Here is a 21,963-nt window from a genome sequence, read left to right on the forward strand (position 1 = left end):
AAGGTCATCCCGCTTTTTGTTTGAGTCATTTCTGCGCAACTTTTAGTGGACACACTAAAACGGAAAGCTTACAGAAACGGCCCTTTCAGGTCCAGACGAAATCCGCCCAGCGGCCCACTCAGCGCAGTCCGAGCACGTCCTGCATGTCATACAAGCCGGCCGGCCGCTGCTCGAGCCAGAGCGCAGCACGCACCGCCCCCTTGGCGAAGGTCATGCGACTGGACGCCTTGTGTGTGATCTCGACGCGCTCGCCTTCGGCCGCGAACAGCACAGTGTGGTCACCGACAATATCGCCCGCGCGCACGGTAGCGAAGCCAATGGTGGAACGATCACGCGCACCGGTTTGACCCTCCCGCCCGTAGACAGCCACGTCTCGCAACTCACGCCCGAGCGCACCGGCGACCACTTCACCCATGCGTAGCGCCGTGCCAGAAGGTGCATCGAGCTTATGACGGTGATGCGCCTCGATGATCTCGATGTCCACTTCATCAGCCAGGACACGCGCCGCCGTGTCGAGCAACTTGAGGCAGAGGTTGACGCCGACGCTGAAATTCGCGGCGAAGACGATCGGAATGTCCTGCGCAGCGACCGCGAGCCGCTCCTTCTCATCCTCGGTGAACCCGGTAGTACCAATCACCATGGCCTTACCTGCGCGCCGACACACTTCGAGGTTCTTCAGGGTGACCGATGGATGGGTGAAGTCGATCAGCACGTCGAACTCTTCGACAACTTTCGCTACGTCGCCAATCAGGGGCACCCCGAGCCGCCCGATGGCAGCAAGCTCGCCGGCATCAGCACCGACCAGTGTGCTGTCGGGACGATCGATCGCCGCCGTCAGGCCCGCTGCGCCGCCGGTCTGCTGCACCGCTTCCACGAGCGTCTTGCCCATGCGCCCGGCGGCGCCCGTCACTGCTATACGTCGCATATCTCATCGCTCCAAGCTGGAAGCCGGAAGATGGAAGCCACTCCGGCGCACTACAGGCTGCCGATTGACATCCAGCTCCCTACTCAAACATCGCCGAAAAATCGCTTCACACCTTCGAACCAGCCACTGGCCTTCGGTGAATGAGAGGTGTCGCCCTGCAGGGTCCCACGGAACTCTTCGAGCATCTCACGCTGGCGCTTGCTGAGATTGACCGGCGTCTCCACCGCAACGCGACAGAGCAGGTCGCCTGCGGCGCCCCCGCGTACAGGGGCAACGCCTTTGCCGCGCAGGCGGAACTGTTTGCCGGTCTGGGTTCCTTCCGGAATCTTCAGCTTGACGCGACCGTCGAGGGTCGGCACCTCGAGCTCGCCACCCAGCGCCGCGTCAGCGAAGCTAATGGGCACCTCGCAGAAGAGATGTTTGCCGTCGCGCTGAAAAATCGGGTGCTCGCGTACATTGACCACCACGTAGAGGTCGCCGGCTGGCCCGCCCTGCGCACCAGCCTCGCCCTCGCCGGTCAGCCGAATGCGGTCACCCGTATCGACACCCGGCGGCACCTTGACCGATAGGGTCTTTTGCTCTTCGACACGGCCCTGGCCATGGCAACTGCCGCAAGGGTCGGAAATCATCTTGCCGCTGCCATGGCAGCGCGGGCACGTCTGCTGTACAGAGAAAAAGCCCTGTTGCATGCGCACCTGGCCAATGCCGCCGCAGGTGGTACAGGTCACTGGGCTGGTGCCCTTCTTCGCACCGGAGCCGTCGCAGGTCTTGCACTCGACCAACGTAGGCACGCGGATAGTTACCGTCGTACCGCGCACGGCCTCTTCAAGATCGAGCTCCAAGGTGTAGCGCAGGTCGCTGCCACGCTGGGCGCCGCCACGGGAACTGCCACGTCCACCGGCAAAGAAATCGCTGAAGACATCACCGAAGATGTCGGAGAAATTCGCCCCGCCATAAGCAGCCCCAGCGCCCGCCCCCATCTGCGGATCGACGCCGGCATGACCGTATTGGTCGTAGGCCTGACGCTTGCTCGCATCGGACAGCACTTCGTAAGCCTCGTTGGCCTCCTTGAACGCTTCTTCAGCGGCTTTGTCTCCGGGATTACGGTCCGGATGGTGCTTCATCGCGAGACGACGATAAGCCTTCTTCAGCTCCGCCTCGCTGGCGCCACGCTCGACGCCCAGCACTTCGTAATAATCACGTTTGGCCATAGATATCCTGAACCTTCAATTCGTACCCTCCAGACACGCCGACGCGGGAGCAAGCCCCCGCGCGGCGATCAGGCCCGCTTCGAACGAGACGGGCTGGAGCGAAAGGCGGCATCGTCGACGGACGCCGCCATGCCCCCGCTCAAGGGGGACACAAGCCGCAGCTTACTTGTTGTCCTTGACCTCTTCGAACTCAGCGTCGACGACATCGTCGCCGGCCTGACCGTTGTTGCCGGCCTGCTCGCCTTCGCCGCCCTGCGGCTGCTCGGCGTACATCTTCTGCGCCAAAGGCGTGGACGCCTGGGAGACCGCAGCGATCTTCGCCTCGATCTCGGCTTTGTCGTCGCCTTTGATCGCAACTTCCAGTTCGCCGATGGCCTTCTCGATGGTGGCCTTGTCTTCCTCGGACGCCTTGTCGCCGGCCTCGGTCAGCATCTTGCGGGTCGCATGGACCAGCTGATCGCCCTGGTTGCGCACGGTGACCAGTTCCTCGAACTTACGGTCTTCCTCGGCGTTGGCCTCGGCGTCACGCACCATCTGCTCGATTTCCTCCTCGGACAGACCGGAGTTGGCCTTGATCACGATGGACTGATGCTTACCGGTCGCCTTGTCCTTCGCCGACACGTGCAGGATGCCGTTGGCGTCGATGTCGAAGGTAACCTCGATCTGCGGCACGCCACGCGGCGCCGGCGGAATCTCGGCCAGGTCGAAACGACCCAGCGACTTGTTCTGCGCCGCCTGCTTGCGCTCGCCTTGCAGCACGTGAATGGTCACGGCGCTCTGGTTGTCGTCTGCCGTGGAGAACACTTGCGACTTCTTGGTCGGGATAGTGGTGTTCTTTTCGATCAGCGCGGTCATCACGCCACCCATGGTTTCGATACCCAGGGTCAGCGGGGATACGTCGAGCAGCAGTACGTCCTTGACGTCGCCCGCCAGAACGGCACCCTGAATGGCGGCACCCATGGCAACAGCTTCGTCCGGGTTGACGTCCTTGCGCGCTTCCTTGCCGAAGAATTCGGCCACCTTCTGCTGCACCAGCGGCATGCGAGTCTGGCCACCGACCAGGATGACGTCGTCGATCTTGGAGGCGTCGATGCCGGCATCTTTCATGGCCAGACGGCACGGCTCGATGGTGCGCTGCACCAGGTCCTCAACCAGCGCCTCGAGCTTGGCACGAGAAATCTTCACGTTCAGGTGCTTCGGACCGGTCGCGTCGGCCGTGATATATGGCAGGTTGACATCGGTCTGCTGACTGGAGGACAGCTCGATCTTCGCCTTCTCGGCCGCCTCTTTCAGGCGCTGCATAGCCAGCGGGTCGCCCTTGAGGTTCATGCCGGACTCTTTCTTGAACTCGTCGACGAGGTAGTCGATCAGGCGAATGTCGAAGTCCTCACCACCGAGGAAGGTGTCGCCATTGGTGGCCAACACTTCGAACTGGTGCTCGCCGTCCACTTCGGCGATCTCGATGACCGATACGTCGAACGTACCGCCGCCCAGGTCATAGACGATCACGGTGTGATCGCCCTTGGCCTTATCCATGCCATAGGCCAGTGCGGCTGCGGTCGGCTCATTGATGATGCGCTTGACTTCCAGCCCGGCAATGCGGCCCGCATCCTTGGTAGCCTGGCGCTGGCTGTCATTGAAGTAGGCCGGAACCGTAATCACCGCCTCGGTCACAGGCTCGCCGAGATAGTCTTCGGCGGTTTTCTTCATCTTCTTCAGCACTTCGGCACTGATCTGCGGCGGGGCCATCTTCTGACCCTTCACTTCCACCCAGGCGTCACCGTTATCGGCTTTGACGATGCTGTAGGGCACCATCTTGATGTCCTTCTGGACGACATCTTCTTCGAAACGGCGGCCGATGAGGCGCTTAACCGCATAAAGGGTGTTCTGCGGATTGGTTACCGCCTGACGCTTGGCGGACTGGCCGACCAAGGTCTCACCATCGCTGGCGTACGCGATGATCGACGGGGTCGTGCGGCCGCCTTCGGCGTTCTCGATGACCTTGGCCTTGCCGTTTTCCAGAATGGAGACGCAGGAGTTGGTCGTTCCCAAGTCGATACCGATGATCTTGCCCATTGTTTCTCTCCGAACTTTTGATTGGTCCGCGCCTGTTCACCGGCTGCGGGTAACAAAAACGCTTGGCTACCAGATGGGGGTCTGTCGCCGAAATTCAAGCCTTCTCGTCGATCGAAGGCGGGGTTTGCGCTGGCGCCTTGCTCACCACGACCATCGCTGGCCGCAGCAGACGCCCGTTGAGCAGGTAGCCCTTCTGGAACACCTTGAGCACGCTGCCAGGCTCGGCGTGAGTGCTCTCTTCCATTGCCATCGCCTGGTGATGCTCGGGATTGAACGGCTCGCCTTGGGGGTTGACCGGCTCCAGATGGTGACGAGCCAGGGTGTCGAGCAGCAGCTTGAGGGTCAGCTCGACGCCTTCGCGCATCGGCTTGACGGCATCGTCATCCGGATTCGACAGCTCAAGCCCACGCTCCAGGCTGTCGGCGACGGCCAGCAGGTCACCGGCAAACTTCTCCAAGGCAAACTTGTGGGCCTTTTCGACGTCTTGCTCTGCGCGGCGACGGATATTTTGCAGCTCGGCCGCGACACGCAAAGACTGGTCCTGCGCCGCCGCTAACTGCTCTTCAAGCGACTGCACTCGAGCAGCCAGGTCTTCAGCCACCTCGGCCTGCTCTTGCTCGTTCTCTTCCGGGATCTGGTTGTCCAGGTTCTGCTCGTCGGCCATGCGGTCCTCCTCATCGAGACATCAGCGGGCGTCGCCCGCGCTTGTGCCGCTATATGGGGACGATGACTCAGGCTTCAAGGGCGAATAAGTACTCCAGCGCGTCGTAGGGTTCGACGAATCACTCCTACCCGACCCGCTTGATTTATTTACAGGCCACTGGGAAGGCCAGCTTGTAGCGGCCAGCCGAACCACTGTATAAATAGCCAGCCACGCCAAACCGGGAGCCCGTCATGCTGGTTCATCTGTCCGTCCACAATTACGCCATTGTCGAACACCTGGATCTCGAGCTGAAACGCGGCATGAGCGTCATCAGCGGCGAAACCGGTGCCGGCAAGTCGATCATGCTAGACGCGCTCGGCCTTACATTGGGCGACCGCGCTGACAGCAGCGTGGTACGCATCGGCGCGGACAAGGCCGACATCCTCGCCAGCTTCGACCTGGACGACATCCCCGACGCCCGCGCCTGGCTGGCCGAGCGCGACCTCGACAACGACGGCCCATGCATCCTGCGTCGAGTGATCACTGCCGAAGGTCGCTCGCGCGGCTACATCAATGGCACCCCCTGTCCGCAAGGTGACCTGAAGGCGCTGGGGGAGCTGCTCATAGACATCCATAGCCAGCATGAGCATCAATCACTGCTCAAGCTCGATACCCACCGGCGCTTGCTCGACGAATACAGCGGCAGCCAGGAACTGGCTCGACAGGTGCAGTTGGCCGCGCAGCGCTGGCGGCAGACACGCCAGAGTCTGGAACGATTGAGTGATAGCAGTGACGAACAGCGAGCACGGCACCAGCTGCTCAGCTATCAACTCGAAGAGTTGGAAACCCTGGCCCTCGGTGAGGATGAGCTGGAGCAGCTCGAACAGGAGCACAAAAACCTCGCCAATGCCGAGCAACTGCTCGGCGCCTGTCGCCAGGTGCTGGACATGTGCAGCGAAAGCGACGCGGGTAATGTGCTCTCGGCGTTAACGGCCAGCCTCAACCGTTTGACGGCGTTTCAACATCAGCCCGGCGCACTCGGCGAAGCGGTTAACTTGCTCTCCAGCGCGCAAATCCAGGTCGAAGAAGCCGTCGGGGAGCTAAACCGTTTCCTCGATCACTTCGACTCCGACCCGCAGCGCCAGCAATGGCTCGAAGAGCGCCTGGACAGCATCTACACCCTTGCACGCAAGCATCGCGTCCAACCAGCAGACTTGCCCACGCTGCAGCAGCGTTTGCTGGAGGAACTGGAAAGCCTTAATGCGGACGACGATGCGGTGGAACAGCTTGCCGAGGAATTGGCCGCTTATGCTCGTCATTACAGCGAGAAAGCACAGGCGCTCAGCGAGGCGCGGCAGCAGGCAGCCGAATCGCTCGGCAGAGCCGTCGAAAGCGAGATCCAGCGCCTGGGCATGCCCGGCGGCCGTTTCAGCGTCACCCTTAAACCTATGGCTGATGGCGACCCCGTGCCGCACGGCATGGAGCAGGTTGAATTCCTCGTCAGCGCCAACCCCGGACAACCACTGCGGCCATTGGCGAAAGTCGCCTCGGGCGGTGAACTATCTCGGATCAGCCTGGCGATCCAAGTCATCACCGCTCAGACGTCTCGCATCCCCACGCTGGTCTTCGATGAAGTGGACGTCGGAATCGGTGGACCTACCGCGGAAGTGGTCGGGCAACTGCTGCGTAGGCTCGGCGAGCGTGGCCAGGTGCTGACCGTCACCCATCTGCCTCAGGTTGCCGCCCAAGGGCATCATCACCTCTTCGTGCACAAGGCGCGCGGCCGCGATGAAACCCACACGGCGGTAGCGGCACTGGAAGGCAGTGAGCGGGTGGAGGAAATCGCGCGCATGCTCGGCGGCGTCGACCTGACCGAACAGGCCCTAGCCCATGCGCGGCAGATGATCGGCTCTGCCCAGGCGTAAGCCAACATCCAGACGCGGACAGAGGGTTAGCCGAACAAGCACGCGTTCTCATAGACCGAGGGCCTACCGCAGCCGCGCCCGCTATAACGAACCGGCGCCAACACGGCCATGCTGGCATACGCATGTACTGAACGGAAAACCCCGCAAAAGCGGGGTTTTCGTTCAGACGGCACCGGAGTCGTTACATCAATAACGCAAGGCCTATCAGCTTTCCTTCTTGCGAACATAGAGGACCAGGTTATGGTCAACCAGCTCGTAGCCGTGCCGCTTGACGATCTCCTTCTGCAGCTTCTCGATATCCGAATCGAAGAACTCGATGACGTCGCCCGTGTCCACGCACACCATGTGGTCGTGATGCCCGCTATCGGCCAATTCGAAGACTGCGTGGCCACCGTCGAAATTGTGCCGCACCACCAGCCCGGCTGCTTCGAATTGGGTCAGCACGCGATAGACCGTCGCGAGCCCGACATCTTCACCGGCCTCCATCAACGCCTTGTAGACGTCTTCGGCACTCATGTGGCGCCGATCGGCAGTGTCCAACATCTGCAGGATTTTGACCCGTGGCAGGGTCACCTTGAGCCCAGCTTTGCGTAATTCGCTATTTTCAACCATGGTTGGCTTTCTCGCTGCTGCTGTTTCGCAGCCTCCTTCAATGCGGGTATGATCCGGGTCTTTGCCCAGCCAAGATAGTGGAAGTCACCTACCGATGCAAAAGACCAAGCTCCTGCTGTCCAGCCTCACCCTGGTGGGTCTGTTCGCACTCGCCGGTTGTTCATTCCCCGGGGTTTACAAGGTCGACATTCAACAGGGCAATGTCGTCACGCAGGACATGATAGACCAGTTGCGCCCCGGAATGACCCGCTCGCAAGTGCGGTTTATCATGGGCAACCCGCTGATCACCGACACCTTCCACGCCAACCGCTGGGATTATCTGTACAGCATCAAGCCGGGCGGCGGGCCGCGCCAACAGGAGAGGGTCAGCCTGGTCTTCAACGGCAATGATCAACTGGCCGGCTTGGCAGGCGACTTCAAACCCGGCGTAAGCCGCGACGAAGCGATTCTTGGAACACAGCGCCCCGCTGGTGAGGCGGCCAATCCCGCCCAACCGGCTGCAACGCCTGAACAACCGGCAGCGCCGGGCTCGCTGCTCGATGAGATCCAGCGCGACGTCGATGCCGCCGAGCCCGTCCCGGTTCCTAGCCCCGAACGCATCGAAACGGACTGACATAAAAAAGCCCGGCTTGCCGGGCTTTTTTATAGCTGGCGCATACTCTAGTCGACCGCCCCTTCCGCCTTGTTCCGCGCGGCCTTTGCAGCTCGCTGCTTACGCACCTCCTTCGGATCGGCGATGAGCGGCCGATAGATCTCCACCCGCTCGCCCGCTTCCAGCACACGCTCATCCGGCTTCGGAACGGCCTTGCCGAAGATACCCAGCGGCGCAGACGATACATCGAGCCCGGGGAAATAAGCATCGATCCCCGACTGCAGCGCAGCCTGCCGAGCCGTCGTGCCTGCCGGCACGGTCAGCTGCAGCAGCTTCTGCCTGTCGGCCAGCGCGTACACCACCTCGACGGCAATAACTCCGCTATCCATACAACTGCTTAGCACGATCACAGAACGCATCTACCAACGTATTGGCGGCCTGGGTGAACAGCGGGCCCAAGGTGGCCTTGACCAGCGGCCCGGCGTAGTCGAACGTCAGATCAAGACTGATCTTGCAGGCCTTTTCCCCAAGCGCTTTGAATTCCCAGATGCCGTGGAGGTGGCTGAACGGCCCCTCCTCTAACTTCATCTCGATGCGCTTGCCCGGCTGGAGTTCGTTGCGCGTCAGGAAACGCTGGCTGATACCGGCTTTGGCCACAGTCATGCTCGCGTGCATTTCCGAATCGCTGCTGGAAATGACCTCGGTCGCCGAACACCAGGGCAGGAACTGGGGATAGCTGGCCACATCGTTGACCATGTCGAACAGCGCCTGCGCCGGATATGGCAGCAACGCCGAGCGTTGGATATGTGTCGTCATCAAGACCTTCTACTTCTTCGTCAGCGGCCCTCGCCGACGGCGCGGATGAGACCAGGGCGGGCAGACGCACCTTCACGAGCCCTGGTGGACAAGTCATTGTCTGGGATAAGCACGCCCCTCTCAAGTTTCATGCCGTCGCAGGGTGCAGGTTATCGCCAGCCGCCACGCGACTCCCTATAATGCGCAGCCTATGGCCAAACAGAAGAAACAGTCCCCCGGGACCATCGCGCTGAACAAGAAGGCGCTACACGATTATTTCGTCGAGCAGAAATTCGAGGCGGGCCTCGTTCTGGCCGGCTGGGAAGTTAAAAGCCTGCGGGCCGGCAAGGCCCAGCTGGTCGATAGCTATGTGCTGCTTAAGGACGGTGAAGCCTGGCTCATGGGCTGCCACATCACGCCGCTGACCTCTGCAAGCACTCACGTCGTCGCCGACCCCACACGCACCCGCAAGCTACTGTTGAACAAGCGCGAGCTCGGCAAGCTGTTCGGCGGCGTCCAGCAAAAAGGCTATGCCTGTGTTGCCCTGTCGATCTACTGGAAGAAGCACCTGATCAAGTGCGACATCGCACTGGCCAAGGGCAAGAAAGAATTCGACAAGCGTCACACCGAAAAAGAGCGCGACTCGGACCGCGAGATCCAACGGGCGATGCGCACCAAGGGCAAGGAAGACTAATCCCCCCGGCGAGCCGCCGTCTCAATTCATCTGTGCGGGCTTCCCCACCTGCCGCTGGCGGCGCTGCGCACGCGCCAAGCGCTGCGCCTCTTGCTGCCCTTCTGCCAGCACTTCTTGCACATAGGCAATGTGCCGATGAATGACGTCCCGCGCCTCGACCGCGCGGCGCGCCATGATCGCGTCATAGAGTTCCTGATGCTGCGCCATGAGCATGTCGCGCGTCTCGTTGCGCAACGCATACATGCCACCAATGTTGGTCACCACGTTGCGACGCAACAGATCGAACAGCCCACGAATGGTGTGCAACAACACCGCGTTATGGCTGGCCTCCGCGATCGCCAAATGGAAGCGCGCATCGGCCGCCCCCTCTTCTGCACGACTCACGGCGCCATCGCGCGCATAGCAGGCCTGCAACGCAGCGAATGCGTCACCCAGCCGCTGACGGTCGACGTCAGTTGCGCGGAGCGCCGCGTAGTAGGCACAGCTGCCTTCTAGCGTGTGACGAAACTCAAGCAGATCGCGTTGCGCATCGACGCTGTTTTCCAAAAGGTGCAACAGCGGGTCGCTGAAGGTAGACCCCAGCGATTCGGCGACGAAATTACCCCCACCGTGCCGGCTGACGATCAAGCCTTTGGCAACCAGCTTCTGGATCGCCTCGCGCAGGGAAGGCCGCGACACGCCGAACTGCTCCGCCAACACACGCTCGGATGGCAGCCGCTCGCCGGCCTTGAGCGTACCCTCGAGAATCATGGCCTCAAGCTGCTCGATAATGTTGTCTGCCAGCTTCCGCTGGCGCACCACCCCTACTTCCATGACGCCCTCAACTGGTATTACCACTTTATGTTGGAGCAAGCGTAACCATCCAGATTCACTTGCGCAATTTGGGATGCTGCGACCAAAGTCTAAAATGGACCGAATTGACGTCTGCAATGACTAACTCTTACGCTGGCGAAACCCTTCGGACAATTGGTATTACCAATTTACATCGAAGGCATCCAACAAGAAGAGGGCTATTCATGCGGTCTCCAACTTCCGGTTCGCCACTGGCCTATCAGGCCATTTCCCTGCTCAACTCGCGACGGGGAGCCTGACATGTCCAACGGACTGCTTGCCCTCTTCGCTTTCACCCCGATCTTGCTTGCGGCGGTTCTGCTGATCGGCCTGCGCTGGCCGGCTAGCCGCGCCATGCCCGTCGTATTCCTCTTCACCGCAGCGATCGGCCTGTTCATCTGGAACATGAGCCTGACGCGCATCATCGCCTCGACCCTACAAGGCCTGGTCATCACGCTCGGCCTGCTATGGATCATCTTCGGCGCGATCCTACTGCTGAACACGCTGAAGCATTCTGGCGGCATCACGGCGATTCGCGCAGGTTTCACCACCGTCAACCCCGACCGCCGTATCCAAGCGATCATCATCGCCTGGCTGTTCGGCTGTTTCATAGAAGGCGCCTCCGGGTTCGGCACGCCTGCGGCGATCGCCGCCCCGCTGCTGGTCGCGGTCGGCTTCCCGGCCATGGCCGCCGTGTTGATGGGAATGCTGGTGCAAAGCACGCCGGTATCCTTCGGCGCGGTCGGCACACCTATCGTGGTCGGTGTGAATAGCGGGCTGGACACGGCTACGCTTGGCGCCCAACTGGTGGCACAAGGCTCCAGCTGGCCGATGTTCCTGCAGCAAATCACCAGCAGCGTCGCGGTCACCCACGCCCTGGTCGGCACGGTGATGCCGCTGATCATGGTACTGATGCTGACGCGCTTCTTCGGTAAAGAGCGGAGTTGGAAAGCCGGGTTCGAAGTGTTGCCGTTTGCGCTGTTCGCGGGCTTGGCCTTTACCCTTCCCTACGTCGCTACCGGCGTGTTCCTGGGCCCTGAATTCCCCTCACTGTTGGGCGGACTGGTCGGCCTGGCCATCGTCACCACGGCGGCGCGTTTCAATTTCCTTGTACCGAAGAGCCACTGGGATTTCGCTGATGCGCGCGACTGGCCGGCCGAATGGGTCGGCACCATCGAGATGAAGCTCGACGACCTCGCCGCGCGCCCGATGAGCGCCCTGCGGGCTTGGCTGCCTTATGTGCTGGTGGGCGCGATCCTGGTGATCAGCCGCGTCTTCCCGCAGGTGTCCGCTGCACTGAAATCCCTGTCCATCGCCTTCGCCAACATCCTCGGTGAGACGGGTGTCAGCGCCAGCATCGAGCCGCTCTACCTGCCGGGCGGGATCCTCGTTGCGGTCGTGTTGATCACGTACTTCCTGCACGGAATGCGCGCGTCGGAGCTGAAGGCCGCAATCAAGGAATCGAGCAGCGTGTTGCTCAGTGCCGGTTTCGTGCTGCTGTTTACCGTGCCGATGGTGCGCATTCTGATCAATTCGGGCGTGAACGCCGGCGACCTGCCGAGCATGCCGATCGCGATGGCACGCTACGTCGCCGACAGCGTAGGCGGCATCTACCCGCTGCTCGCCCCGTCGGTCGGCGCGTTGGGCGCCTTCCTGGCCGGTTCGAACACTGTCAGCAACATGATGTTCAGCCAGTTCCAATTCGGTGTGGCACAGTCCCTTGGCATTTCCGGTGCGATGATCGTTGCCATCCAGGCGGTCGGCGCCGCAGCAGGCAATATGGTGGCGATCCACAACGTGGTCGCTGCGTCCGCCACCGTCGGCTTGTTGGGCCGCGAAGGTATCACGCTGCGCAAGACCGTTTGGCCTACCCTGTACTACGTGCTGGCTACCGGCCTGATCGGTCTGCTGGCGATCTACGTGCTAGGCGTGACGGACCCGCTGGTCGGCGTCTGACAAATTGCATCCACGGCCCCGAACATCTCGGGCCGTGGCGTTCGACACTGGCCCCGGCCGCCGTGTGCGTCCAGGGCCTCTTCGGTTCGAGCATGACCCGGGAAGATCGGGTCCCGACCGGCTTTGTTCACTCGGTGAGAACACACGATGATCATCTCTGCCTCTACGGATTACCGCGCCGCCGCGAAACGCAAACTTCCGCCTTTCCTGTTTCACTACGTCGACGGCGGTGCCTACGCGGAATACACCTTGCGCCGCAACGTCGATGACCTGGCCAGCATTGCCCTGCGTCAGCGCGTGTTGCGCAACATGTCGGAACTGAGCCTGGAAACCCAACTGTTCGGCGAGACCCTATCGATGCCCGTCGCCCTGGCACCTGTCGGCCTGACCGGCATGCTTGCCCGCCGCGGTGAAGTGCAGGCCGCTCGCGCCGCGGACAAGAAGGGCATCCCCTTCACGCTGTCCACGGTGTCAGTCTGCCCCATCGAGGAAGTCGCCCCGGCTATCAAGCGCCCCATGTGGTTCCAGCTCTACGTGCTCAAGGACCGCGGTTTCATGAAGAACGCGCTCGAGCGCGCCAAGGCCGCCGGCGTGACCACCCTCGTCTTCACTGTGGACATGCCCACCCCCGGCGCCCGGTACCGCGATGCGCATTCAGGCATGAGCGGCCCGAACGCCAATGTGCGGCGCATGCTACAAGCCATGACGCACCCCTTCTGGGCGTGGGACGTCGGTCTGCACGGCAAGCCCCACGACCTCGGCAACATTTCCACCTACCGCGGTCACCCGACGGGACTCGAAGACTACATCGGCTGGCTGGCGGCGAACTTCGACCCCTCGATCTCCTGGAAGGATCTGGAATGGATCCGCGAGTTCTGGGACGGCCCCATGGTGATCAAGGGCATCCTCGATGCCGAGGACGCACGTGACGCGGTGACCTTCGGGGCCGATGGCATCATCGTGTCCAACCACGGCGGGCGTCAGCTCGACGGCGTACTGTCCAGCGCGCGCGCCATGCCGGCCATCGCCGATGCGGTCAAGGGCGACCTGAAAATCCTCGCCGATTCCGGCATCCGCAACGGCCTCGACGTGGTCCGCATGATCGCCCTGGGCGCCGACACCGTGCTGCTCGGCCGCGCCTTCGCCTATGCCCTGGCTGCCGATGGCGAGGCGGGCGTGACCAACTTGCTCAACCTGATCGAGAAGGAAATGCGTGTAGCGATGGTGCTCACCGGCGCCAAGTCCATCAGCGAAATAACGACCGATTCGCTGGTGCGCGAGGTGGACCACTACCAGACCAGTCGCCACGTCGACCCGGCCTGACCGCTTACACCGAGACGCCGCGCGATCATCGACGCGGCCTGCCTGCTACCGGAGCCCGCATGAACGCGTCTGCCACCCTACCGGGCGAAATTCTCGCCGCCGTCGAACGCCTCATCCCGTCGGAGCGGCTATTCGATGACCCGCTCTCGACCTTGGCCTTCGGTACCGATGCCAGCTTCTATCGGCTGATTCCCAAGCTGGTGGTGCGGGTCGAGTCGGAGGCCGAGGTGATCGACCTGCTGAAGCTGGCCCAAGGCGCTCGCATTCCCGTAACGTTCCGCGCTGCGGGCACGAGCCTCTCGGGGCAGGCGATTTCCGATTCGGTGCTGATCGTGCTGGGCGATAACTGGAACGGCCGTGAACTGCGCAACGGCGGCGAGCAGATCCGCCTACAGCCCGGCGTCATCGGCGCCAACGCCAACGCCATCCTTGCCCCGCTGCAGCGCAAGATCGGTCCAGACCCAGCCTCGATCAACGCCGCCAAAATCGGCGGCATCCTCGCCAACAACTCCAGCGGCATGTGCTGCGGCACGGCGCAGAACAGCTACCAGACGCTCGCTGGCCTGCGCCTGGTGCTGGCCGACGGCACCCTGGTCGACAGCGAAGATGCGGCGAGCGTCGCGGCGTTCCGCCAGAGCCACAGCGAACTGCTCGACCAGCTCGCCGACCTCGGCCGCGCCACCCGCGCCAACACCGCGCTTGCGGAAAAGATTCGCCATAAGTACCGGCTGAAGAACACCACGGGCTTTTCGCTCAACGCCCTGATCGACTTCGACGACCCGCTCGACATCCTCAATCACCTGATGGTCGGCTCCGAAGGTACGCTCGGTTTCATCAGCGCGGTGACCTACCACACCGTGCCGGACCACCCGCACAAGGCCAGCGCGCTGGTCGTTTTCCCGGATGTGGAGACCTGCTGCCTCGCCGTACCGATCCTCAAACAGCAACCGGTATCGGCCGTCGAACTGCTTGATCGCCGCAGCCTGCGCTCGGTGGAGAACAAGGCTGGCATGCCCGAATGGGTCAAGACGCTATCGGCTAACGCCTGTGCACTCCTGATCGAGTCGCGCGCGGCGAGCCAGACGCTGCTGCAGGAGCAGATCAACCAGATCATGAGGTCGATTGCGCATTTTCCGGTGGAGAAGCAGGTCGATTTCAGCGAGGACCCGGCCGTCTACAACCAGCTCTGGAAGATCCGCAAGGACACGTTTCCCGCGGTAGGGGCCGTGCGTCAGACCGGCACCACCGTGATCATCGAAGATGTCACCTTCCCCCTCGAGCGGCTGGCCGAGGGCGTCAATCGCCTTGTCCAGCTGTTCGATAAACACGCCTACCACGAGGCGATCCTCTTCGGCCATGCGCTGGAGGGCAACCTGCATTTCGTCTTCACCCAAGGGTTCGACGACCCGCAGCAAGTCGCGCGTTATGAAGCCTTCATGCAGGACGTGACCCAGCTGGTCGCCGTCGAGTTCGGCGGCGCCCTCAAGGCCGAACACGGCACCGGACGCAACATGGCGCCCTTCGTCGAGCTGGAGTGGGGGCCGGAGGCCTACGAGCTGATGTGGCGGATCAAGCGGCTGCTGGACCCACAGGGCATCCTCAACCCGGACGTGGTGTTGAGCGAAGACCCGCAGATTCATCTGAAACACCTCAAGCCGATGCCAGCCGCCGACGAGATCGTCGACAAGTGCATCGAATGCGGTTTCTGCGAACCGGTCTGCCCGTCAAACGGCCTCACCCTGACGCCGCGGCAACGCATCGTGGTCTGGCGCGACATCCAGGCGCGCAAGCGTGCCGGCATCGAGACCACCGAGCTGGAGCGCCTGTACGCTTATCACGGCATCGAGACCTGCGCCGCGACCGGCCTGTGCGCCCAGCGCTGCCCAGTCGGCATCAATACGGGCGATCTGGTGCGCAAGCTTCGCGGGGAGCAAGCCGACCATATCCGCGCGGCGAACTGGCTGGCCGACCATTTCAGCACGGCCGTGCAAGGCATGCGCTTCATGTTGCATGTTGCCAACGGCGCGCACCTCATGATGGGCACGCGCCTGTTGAGCAAGACATCCGCGGCACTCGCCCGAGCCAGCCAGGGCCGCGTCTCGCAGTGGACGCCAGCCATGCCGCAGCCCCTGCAGCGCCTGCATGTGCCCAAACCGGCGGATCAGGACGAGCGTCCCCGCGTCGTTTATCTCGCCGCCTGCGTCTCGCGCGCCACTGGCCCAGCGGCGCGCGACCAGGAGCAGGAGCCACTGCTGGACACCACCCGCGCGCTGCTGGAAAAGGCCGGTTACCAGGTCGTCTTTCCCGACGACCTCAACAACCTCTGCTGCGGGCAGCCCTTCGCCTCCAAAGGTTACGCGGAACAGGCCGAACGCAAACGGCAGGAAACGCTGGGTGCACTGCTCAAGGCCAGTCGTGGCGGCCTTGACCCAATCTATTGCGACACCAGCCCTTGCACCCTAAGGTTGGTGCAAGAGCTGAGCGAACCCCGCCTGCAGGTGTACGACCCCGTGCGTTTCATCCGCACACACCTGCTCGACAAGCTGGACTTCGAACCCCAGGACAGCCCAATCGCCGTCCACGTGACCTGCAGCACCCAACACCTCGGCGAAGCCCAGGCGCTGATCGACATAGCCCGTCGCTGCGCCAAGCAGGTCGTGGTGCCCGAAGGCATCCATTGCTGCGGGTTCGCCGGCGACAAGGGCTTCACCACGCCCGAGCTCAACGCACACGCCTTGCGCAGCCTCAAGGAGGCGGTGCAGGTCTGCGAGGAAGGCATCTCCACCAGCCGCACCTGCGAGATCGGCCTGTCGCAGCATGGCGGTATCGATTATCACGGGCTCGTTTATCTGGTGAACCGAAACAGCCGCGCCAGAGCCGCTGCGGCGGTCAGCTAGCGAGCAGCCGGCAGCCAGCTGACACGCACGGATGAAACGCTTGAGCGCAACCGCAGTCGGACAAATAGAGCCCAGGCGACACACTGGGCCGAAAACCCGCCTCGGCGCCGGCGTGCAATTGCAGAATCAGGCAGGCCCGCCGGGAAGTTAACTCCCTGGAGGATGCTCATGAAAAAATTTGCCCTACTTGCCGCCGCAGCCCTTATCGCCAGTCCCGCTGCGTTTGCTGCCGACAAAGACCTCTGCCAGCTCAACCTGCAAGAGATCGACGACCTGATGGCCACCAACCAGGCCACACTCGGCGAGCCCGCACGCAGCGAAGCAGAGGAGCTGGTCGGCCAGGCTCGCCAGGCTCAACAAGCCGGCGATACCGAAACCTGCATCGCCCATACCACCAAGGCCCTGCAGGAACTCAAAGGACCTGGCAGCTCCGACTCGAACGGCACCGCCGGCTCCGCCTCGGGCGCTGGCAACTGAGTGGCCTGGGCAAGGCCGCCGCACTCGGCGGCCTCGCTACCCCTTGAAATCCGACAGATCACCTCCATCTAATCCATCAAGCGTTCGACGTAGCTCATCCTCTGGCGTACACTGCGCCGCACATGAGCACGCGATGCGTCTCATGGGGCCGATTAGGATTCGACGCCGGTAACAAAACTCTAGGTGCATGCCGAGTTGGTAACAGAACTCGTAAATCCACTGTTGCAAACTTATAGTTGCCAACGACGACAACTACGAAGGGTACGCGCTAGCCGCCTAACCTTCATCTGGTCGCTTCGGCGCCAGCGGTCACTAGGGGATGCCTGTAAACCCGAAATGACTGTCAGATAGAACAGGATCGCCGCCAAGTTCGCTGCAGACGTAACGGCTAAATCTCATGCAGCTCGCTCCAAGCACCCTGCCAATCGGGCGGCGCGGAGTTAACTCAATAGATTTGGCTAAGCATGTAGTACCGACAGTGGAGAGCTGGCGGACGGGGGTTCAATTCCCCCCGGCTCCACCAAATACTCATCTAGACCTGTCTCTAACAGTCTACGATCTCCCTGAAAAGCCCGCGCTGTGCGGGCTTTCTTGTTTCTGGCTATCTCCCCTTGATTACGCCTATACCTTCCCGCCGTGTATCCTCTCGTGTATCTTCGGTAAATATTGAATCTGAGGGATACAGACATGAAGCGCAAGGACATCAAGAAGCGTCCTATGGCGGATACGGTACTGGCAAGCTTAGAGGCGGAGGAGAAAGAGTATCGAGAGAACGATGGAAACGGACTCTACCTTCGCGTTCGGCCAGACGGCTCGAAGTCTTGGCAGTTCCGCTACAAAAAGCCGGACGGCAAATGGTCCTGGATTGGACTGGGTGCCTATGGCAAAGGCAGCCATCAGCTGACCGGAGAACAAGCGCGGAAGGAAGCCGCGAAGCTGCGCGACGACGCAGCCGAGGGCAGCAACCCACTCGCAACGAAACGAGCACGAAAAGCCGCAGAGGTGGAAGCTGCGAACAACACATTCGAGTATCTCGCTCGGGAGTGGTACGCCACCAAGCGCAAGGGATGGAGTGAGGGAACGGCTGTCCGGACCATTGGCGCACTTGAGCTGCACGTATTTCCCACGTTCGGTAAGCGTCCCTATACAGCTATCTTACCGATGGAGTGGATGGAGCTGCTCCGTGGCATGGAGCAAAAAGGAATCGTTGAGCAGACCAGCAGAGTCCGTGGCATGTGTCGGGAAATCTATGATCTGGCTCGAGTAACGGGGCGAGCGCAATACAACCCGCTCGAGGGACTGCATAAGTTTCTCCAGACCCGTCCAGCTGAAAACTATGCGCACGTGCCTGTCGCTGAACTTCCGGCGCTGCTTCGAGCAATGCGCGCTTACGGCACTATAGATGTACGAATTGGTTTGCAGCTGTTGAGCATGCTTGCCTGCCGCCCATCCGAGCTACGCGAGGCTCGTTGGGACGAATTTGACCTGGATGCAGGGCTTTGGCTAATCCCCGCGGCAAGAATGAAACGCCGTCGCGAGCACTTGGTTCCGCTGCCAACTCAAGCAGTTCAGCTCCTACGCGACCTACATTTCCTGACCGGAGCATATCCGCTGCTGTTCCCAGGTCGCGGCAACACCACTAAGGCACGCAGCAACACCGTATTCTTGATGGCACTTCGCCGTCTGGGTTATGAGGGGCGGCAGACTGGTCACGGGTTCCGCCACCTGGCAAGCACCATCCTCAACGAAAACGGCTTCGACTCGCAGCATGTGGAAGCCCAGCTATCCCATGTCAAGGAAGGGGTGAGGGGCGTCTATGACAAGAGCACCTACCTAGAACAGCGCAAGGTCATGATGCAGTGGTATGCCGATCATCTGGACATGCTGGCAGGTGGCAATGTGGTTGAGCTCAAACGTCAGGCGTGAAGGGCATCGGTGCTACGTGCCCTTGTGTTGGGATTTCTTAAGGTAACTGGGAACCGAGGGTGCCGTCTGTAAAGACGGTGGTCCCAACGGTTCTCTCAAGCAAAAGACTGGTGAACTAGAGAGGAACAGTGAGGCGCTATGGAGGCATAAAAATCTTGCTTCTACTTGTTTACACACAAAGAGAGTCACATAGCGTTGGGGGCGACATAAGCCAATGTGGTGCCCAAAATGTTCATGCCGTCTCCTCATGTTATCCCAGATGCCGCGAGCATCCAGCGTTTCGACCCCTCTCTGGTCATCATCCGGATCCCCGAAGTCGAGAAGATCACTAGCCTCAAGCGACCGACCATCTACAAGCGCCTCAAGGACGACCCGACCTTTCCTAAGCCTGTTCCGCTGAGTGACAGCACTGCCCGCGGAGCTCCAGTTGGCTTCGTTTTGGCTGAAGTCCAACAGTGGGTACGTTCTCGCATCGCAACTCGCACGAAAGTTGAATGCCTTCCGCTTCAAGGTGGCGGCTCGCCGCTGCATGGACGTGATGAGCTGGCGTCGTGTGAGATCCTGGCGGCGCAAGGAGTGGCGTCTAGCGCGGATGGCGAGACTCAGTATGAAAAGGCGAGGTGGTAAATGAAAACGTCCATCCGTCCCGAAAGTCTGAGCAGCTGGGCGCATTGCCAGAACTCCATCTCCGGCGTAAGCAAAGTGACAATGTCTAGCCGCGAGGTTGCGGAGCTGGTTGGGTCGCGTCACGACAATGTGCGCGTTGCTATTGAGCGATTGGCCGAGCGCGGCGTGATCGCTTTACCTGCAATGCAGGAAAAGCCCACTGCAGGCCGCCCGGCTATCGAATACGTCTTCGCCGGTGAACGCGGCAAACGCGACAGCATTATTGTTGTCGCCCAGCTCTCGCCGGAGTTCACTGCGGCACTGGTGGACCGCTGGCAGTCGCTGGAGGCCCATCAGACTCCGCATATTCCGGAGACTTTCCCCGAAGCGTTGCGCCTCGCTGCCGACCAAGCCGAGCAGATCGAGAAGCAGCAAGCATTACTTGCCATCGCCGTGCCGAAGGCCGAGTTTGTCGACCGCTACGTCGACGGCACCGGACTGAAGGGCTTCCGCGAGGTGGCCAAGCTGCTGCATGCAAAGGAGAACGACTTCCGCGCCTTCCTGCAAGACAAGCGCGTTATGTACCGCCTGAGCGGCGAGTGGGTGCCGTTCGCCGAGCACATTGACGCCGGCCGCTTCTCGGTGAAGACCGGTCAGGCAGACAACGGTCATGTCTTCAACGCCTCCAAGTTCACCCCGAAGGGCGTGCAGTGGATCGCCGGCCTGTGGGCTGTGCATCAGCCGGAGGTGGCAGAGTGAGCCTGCATGACCTTCTCGACCGTCCGATTGCCTTTCAGCGCGCCTTCGTCTCCCTCGGTGCCGGCATCACTGGTGCCCTGATGCTGAGCCAGGCGATCTACTGGTCGAAACGCACCGACAACGCTGACGGCTGGTTTTACAAGACCATGGAGGAATGGGCGTCCGAAACCGGAATGACCCGCTCCGAGCAGGAGAGCGCGCGCAAGAAGCTGGTGAGTGCCGGCGTGCTTGAGGAGAAAAAGAAGGGCGTCCCGTGCCGCCTGTTCTACCGGGTAAACATGGATGCGATCCGCACAAGCTTGATTGCAGAAAACCCGCATTCCAGTCTGCAGGATTCCTGCAAACAAGGCTGCAGAAAAGCTGCAAGCAAGCCTGCAGGAAAGCCGCTCGCTATTACAGAGACTACAGCAGAGATTACTGCAGAGACTACGACAGACACCTTTCCGGGCCAGCCCGCTGACGCGGCCTTGCCGGTTGTCGTGGACGCATCGCCTCGCGTCGAGATCCAGGCAGACATACCCGGCCCGAAGGACCCGAGCTCGAAGACTTTCAAGGCGTGGGCCAACTACGCCTTCGCCTACCGCAAGCGCTACAGCGTCTGGCCGAAGTGGAACGCCAAGGCCGCCGGGCAGATCAGCCAACTTGTTGACCGCCTGGGCGCCGATGAGGCGCACCACGTCGCGGCGTTCTACGTCACCGTCAACGACGCGCGCTTGGTCAATGACTGCCACAGCCTGAACAATCTGCTCGCTAAGTGCGAGGCCTTCCACACCCAGTGGGCCACCGGCCGCCAGATGAACGCGACCACCGCCCGCCAGATCGAGGCCACTCAGGCGAACATCAACGCAGCACAAGAGCTGGTAGCGCTCTTCAGCGCTAGTAGCGAGGGATGTATCAATGCCAATCGTTTCCTTTGAGCAACAGGCCCAACTGGCCGCCTCTAACTGCGCCACTGCGGAGTCGCTCGGGCAGACCCTGAGCGCGAGCGCTGCCGAACTGATTGCATCCGACCTGACCGGCTACCCGACTGAGTTGATCACCGATGCGCAGCAGGCCTGCCGCCGCGACCTGACCGGAAAGCTGACCCTGGCCTCCATCATTGAGCGCTTGCAGGACCGCGACGGGGGCCGGAACCGGTCGAGGCCTGGGGCATTGCCTACGCGCCTACGACTAGGCTGACAGCGTGGTGAAGACCGAGGAGCTCCACATCGCACTATCCGCCGCCCGCTTAGCGCTGGAGCGCGGCGACAAAATCGGCGCCCGGATGGCGTTCAAGGCCGCCTACGTGCGAGTAGTGGACGCAGCCCGTCGCGAGGCCAAGCCGGTCAAGTGGACGCTGAGCCTCGGTACAGACCCCAGCGCCGCGTAGCCGCCGCCGAGGAGGCAGGACGCCTTGGCCGTCTGCCGGCACCGCAAGTTGCCGGGCACCTGGCTCAGCTGACCCATGCGCCGGTCACCGCCGAGGGCAGCACCATCGCCTGCCTAATCACCGGTAATGTGGCTCCGTTTGCCAGCGCCAAGGTACGCGAACACTGCGCGGCCATCAAGGCGCAGCTCGAGCGCAACGCCGAGGCGGCCAAGGCCAAGCAGGAAGCCGAACGCGCCGCCAAGGGCGAGGATCTGAAAAGGAGGAAGGCAGAGGCCACTAGGGAGCTGGCCGATCTGGAAGCGAGGAAAGCCCGATAAGCACATCTGCGTGGCTACATCTACACCTG

Annotated in this window: 21 protein-coding genes and 1 other RNA gene; 14 read left to right on the forward strand and 8 right to left on the reverse strand. The window is 61.8% G+C overall.

All coding sequences use genetic code 11. From position 1 onward, the window contains the following. Nucleotides 1-118: 118 nt before the first annotated feature. From dapB to grpE, 4 genes are all read right to left on the reverse strand, one after another. Nucleotides 119-925 (reverse strand): 4-hydroxy-tetrahydrodipicolinate reductase, encoded by an 807-nt coding sequence (dapB, locus tag KXR72_RS10735; RefSeq protein WP_437421094.1) that lies wholly within the window; start codon nt 923-925, stop codon nt 119-121. Between the two features lie 83 nt (nt 926-1,008). Then, on the reverse strand, nt 1,009-2,136 hold the full coding sequence (gene dnaJ, locus KXR72_RS10740) for a molecular chaperone DnaJ (protein ID WP_437421095.1): 1,128 nt from the start codon (nt 2,134-2,136) through the stop codon (nt 1,009-1,011). Nucleotides 2,137-2,298: 162 nt separating this feature from the next. Next, nucleotides 2,299-4,212 (reverse strand): molecular chaperone DnaK, encoded by a 1,914-nt coding sequence (gene dnaK / locus KXR72_RS10745; RefSeq protein ID WP_437421096.1) that lies wholly within the window; start codon nt 4,210-4,212, stop codon nt 2,299-2,301. Between the two features lie 94 nt (nt 4,213-4,306). After that, nucleotides 4,307-4,876, reverse strand: a complete 570-nt coding sequence (gene grpE, locus KXR72_RS10750; protein WP_437421097.1) for a nucleotide exchange factor GrpE — start codon at nt 4,874-4,876, stop codon at nt 4,307-4,309. Between the two features lie 230 nt (nt 4,877-5,106). On the opposite strand from grpE, the gene recN reads away from it, so the two are divergent. Next, the gene (gene recN, locus KXR72_RS10755) at nt 5,107-6,780 is read left to right on the forward strand and encodes a DNA repair protein RecN (RefSeq protein WP_437421098.1); all 1,674 of its coding nucleotides are present in this window, start codon (nt 5,107-5,109) and stop codon (nt 6,778-6,780) included. A gap of 204 nt (nt 6,781-6,984) precedes the next feature. Here the strand turns inward: recN and fur are convergent, their stop codons facing one another. Continuing rightward, a complete protein-coding gene (gene fur / locus KXR72_RS10760; RefSeq protein ID WP_437421099.1) occupies nt 6,985-7,392 on the reverse strand; it encodes a ferric iron uptake transcriptional regulator in 408 nt (135 codons plus the stop codon). A gap of 94 nt (nt 7,393-7,486) precedes the next feature. Between fur and KXR72_RS10765 the strand changes: the two genes are divergently transcribed. Beyond that, nucleotides 7,487-8,005 carry an outer membrane protein assembly factor BamE gene (locus KXR72_RS10765; protein ID WP_437421100.1) on the forward strand — a complete coding sequence of 173 codons (519 nt, stop codon included), beginning with the start codon at nt 7,487-7,489 and terminating at the stop codon, nt 8,003-8,005. 47 nt (nt 8,006-8,052) lie between these two features. Here KXR72_RS10765 and KXR72_RS10770 read toward each other — a convergent pair whose 3' ends face one another. Both KXR72_RS10770 and KXR72_RS10775 read right to left on the reverse strand, forming a co-directional pair. Beyond that, nucleotides 8,053-8,373, reverse strand: a complete 321-nt coding sequence (locus KXR72_RS10770) for an RnfH family protein (protein ID WP_437421101.1) — start codon at nt 8,371-8,373, stop codon at nt 8,053-8,055. After that, nucleotides 8,366-8,800, reverse strand: a complete 435-nt coding sequence (locus KXR72_RS10775; protein ID WP_437421102.1) for a type II toxin-antitoxin system RatA family toxin — start codon at nt 8,798-8,800, stop codon at nt 8,366-8,368. Before KXR72_RS10775 ends, KXR72_RS10770 begins: the two co-directional genes overlap by 8 nt. Nucleotides 8,801-8,990: 190 nt before the next feature. Between KXR72_RS10775 and smpB the strand changes: the two genes are divergently transcribed. Continuing rightward, a complete protein-coding gene (smpB, locus tag KXR72_RS10780) occupies nt 8,991-9,473 on the forward strand; it encodes an SsrA-binding protein SmpB (protein ID WP_437421103.1) in 483 nt (160 codons plus the stop codon). Nucleotides 9,474-9,494: 21 nt separating this feature from the next. Here the strand turns inward: smpB and KXR72_RS10785 are convergent, their stop codons facing one another. Next, nucleotides 9,495-10,286, reverse strand: coding sequence for a GntR family transcriptional regulator (locus KXR72_RS10785; protein WP_437421336.1), 792 nt, complete (start codon nt 10,284-10,286; stop codon nt 9,495-9,497). 279 nt (nt 10,287-10,565) lie between these two features. On the opposite strand from KXR72_RS10785, the gene KXR72_RS10790 reads away from it, so the two are divergent. The 11 genes from KXR72_RS10790 (at nt 10,566) to KXR72_RS10840 (ending at nt 21,934) form a co-directional block, all read left to right on the forward strand. Next, nucleotides 10,566-12,260: an L-lactate permease gene (locus KXR72_RS10790; protein ID WP_437421104.1), complete on the forward strand. Its 1,695-nt coding sequence runs from the start codon at nt 10,566-10,568 to the stop codon at nt 12,258-12,260. Nucleotides 12,261-12,407: 147 nt separating this feature from the next. Next, complete coding sequence (gene lldD, locus KXR72_RS10795) at nt 12,408-13,583, forward strand: FMN-dependent L-lactate dehydrogenase LldD (RefSeq protein WP_243605957.1); 1,176 nt, start codon at nt 12,408-12,410, stop codon at nt 13,581-13,583. A gap of 59 nt (nt 13,584-13,642) precedes the next feature. Next, nucleotides 13,643-16,480 carry an FAD-binding and (Fe-S)-binding domain-containing protein gene (locus KXR72_RS10800; RefSeq protein WP_437421105.1) on the forward strand — a complete coding sequence of 946 codons (2,838 nt, stop codon included), beginning with the start codon at nt 13,643-13,645 and terminating at the stop codon, nt 16,478-16,480. A 168-nt stretch (nt 16,481-16,648) separates the two neighbouring features. Then, nucleotides 16,649-16,957, forward strand: a complete 309-nt coding sequence (locus KXR72_RS10805) for a hypothetical protein (RefSeq protein WP_437421106.1) — start codon at nt 16,649-16,651, stop codon at nt 16,955-16,957. Nucleotides 16,958-17,101: 144 nt separating this feature from the next. Next, nucleotides 17,102-17,480, forward strand: a transfer-messenger RNA (tmRNA) gene (ssrA, locus tag KXR72_RS10810). A 164-nt stretch (nt 17,481-17,644) separates the two neighbouring features. Continuing rightward, entirely contained in the window at nt 17,645-18,883 is a 1,239-nt protein-coding gene (locus KXR72_RS10815) for a tyrosine-type recombinase/integrase (protein WP_437421107.1), read from the forward strand. Nucleotides 18,884-19,111: 228 nt separating this feature from the next. Continuing rightward, entirely contained in the window at nt 19,112-19,510 is a 399-nt protein-coding gene (locus tag KXR72_RS10820; RefSeq protein WP_437421108.1) for a helix-turn-helix transcriptional regulator, read from the forward strand. After that, nucleotides 19,511-20,248, forward strand: a complete 738-nt coding sequence (locus KXR72_RS10825) for a phage antirepressor KilAC domain-containing protein (protein WP_437421109.1) — start codon at nt 19,511-19,513, stop codon at nt 20,246-20,248. An 80-nt stretch (nt 20,249-20,328) separates the two neighbouring features. Beyond that, nucleotides 20,329-21,165: a helix-turn-helix domain-containing protein gene (locus KXR72_RS10830; RefSeq protein ID WP_437421110.1), complete on the forward strand. Its 837-nt coding sequence runs from the start codon at nt 20,329-20,331 to the stop codon at nt 21,163-21,165. Next, nucleotides 21,146-21,427: a hypothetical protein gene (locus KXR72_RS10835; RefSeq protein ID WP_437421111.1), complete on the forward strand. Its 282-nt coding sequence runs from the start codon at nt 21,146-21,148 to the stop codon at nt 21,425-21,427. Before KXR72_RS10830 ends, KXR72_RS10835 begins: the two co-directional genes overlap by 20 nt. Before the next feature lie 150 nt (nt 21,428-21,577). Next, nucleotides 21,578-21,934 (forward strand): hypothetical protein, encoded by a 357-nt coding sequence (locus KXR72_RS10840; protein WP_437421112.1) that lies wholly within the window; start codon nt 21,578-21,580, stop codon nt 21,932-21,934. The last annotated feature ends 29 nt before the right edge of the window (nt 21,935-21,963 follow it).

Origin of the sequence: Stutzerimonas chloritidismutans, assembly GCF_051486945.1 — a bacterium.
Classification (GTDB): domain Bacteria; phylum Pseudomonadota; class Gammaproteobacteria; order Pseudomonadales; family Pseudomonadaceae; genus Stutzerimonas; species Stutzerimonas chloritidismutans_B.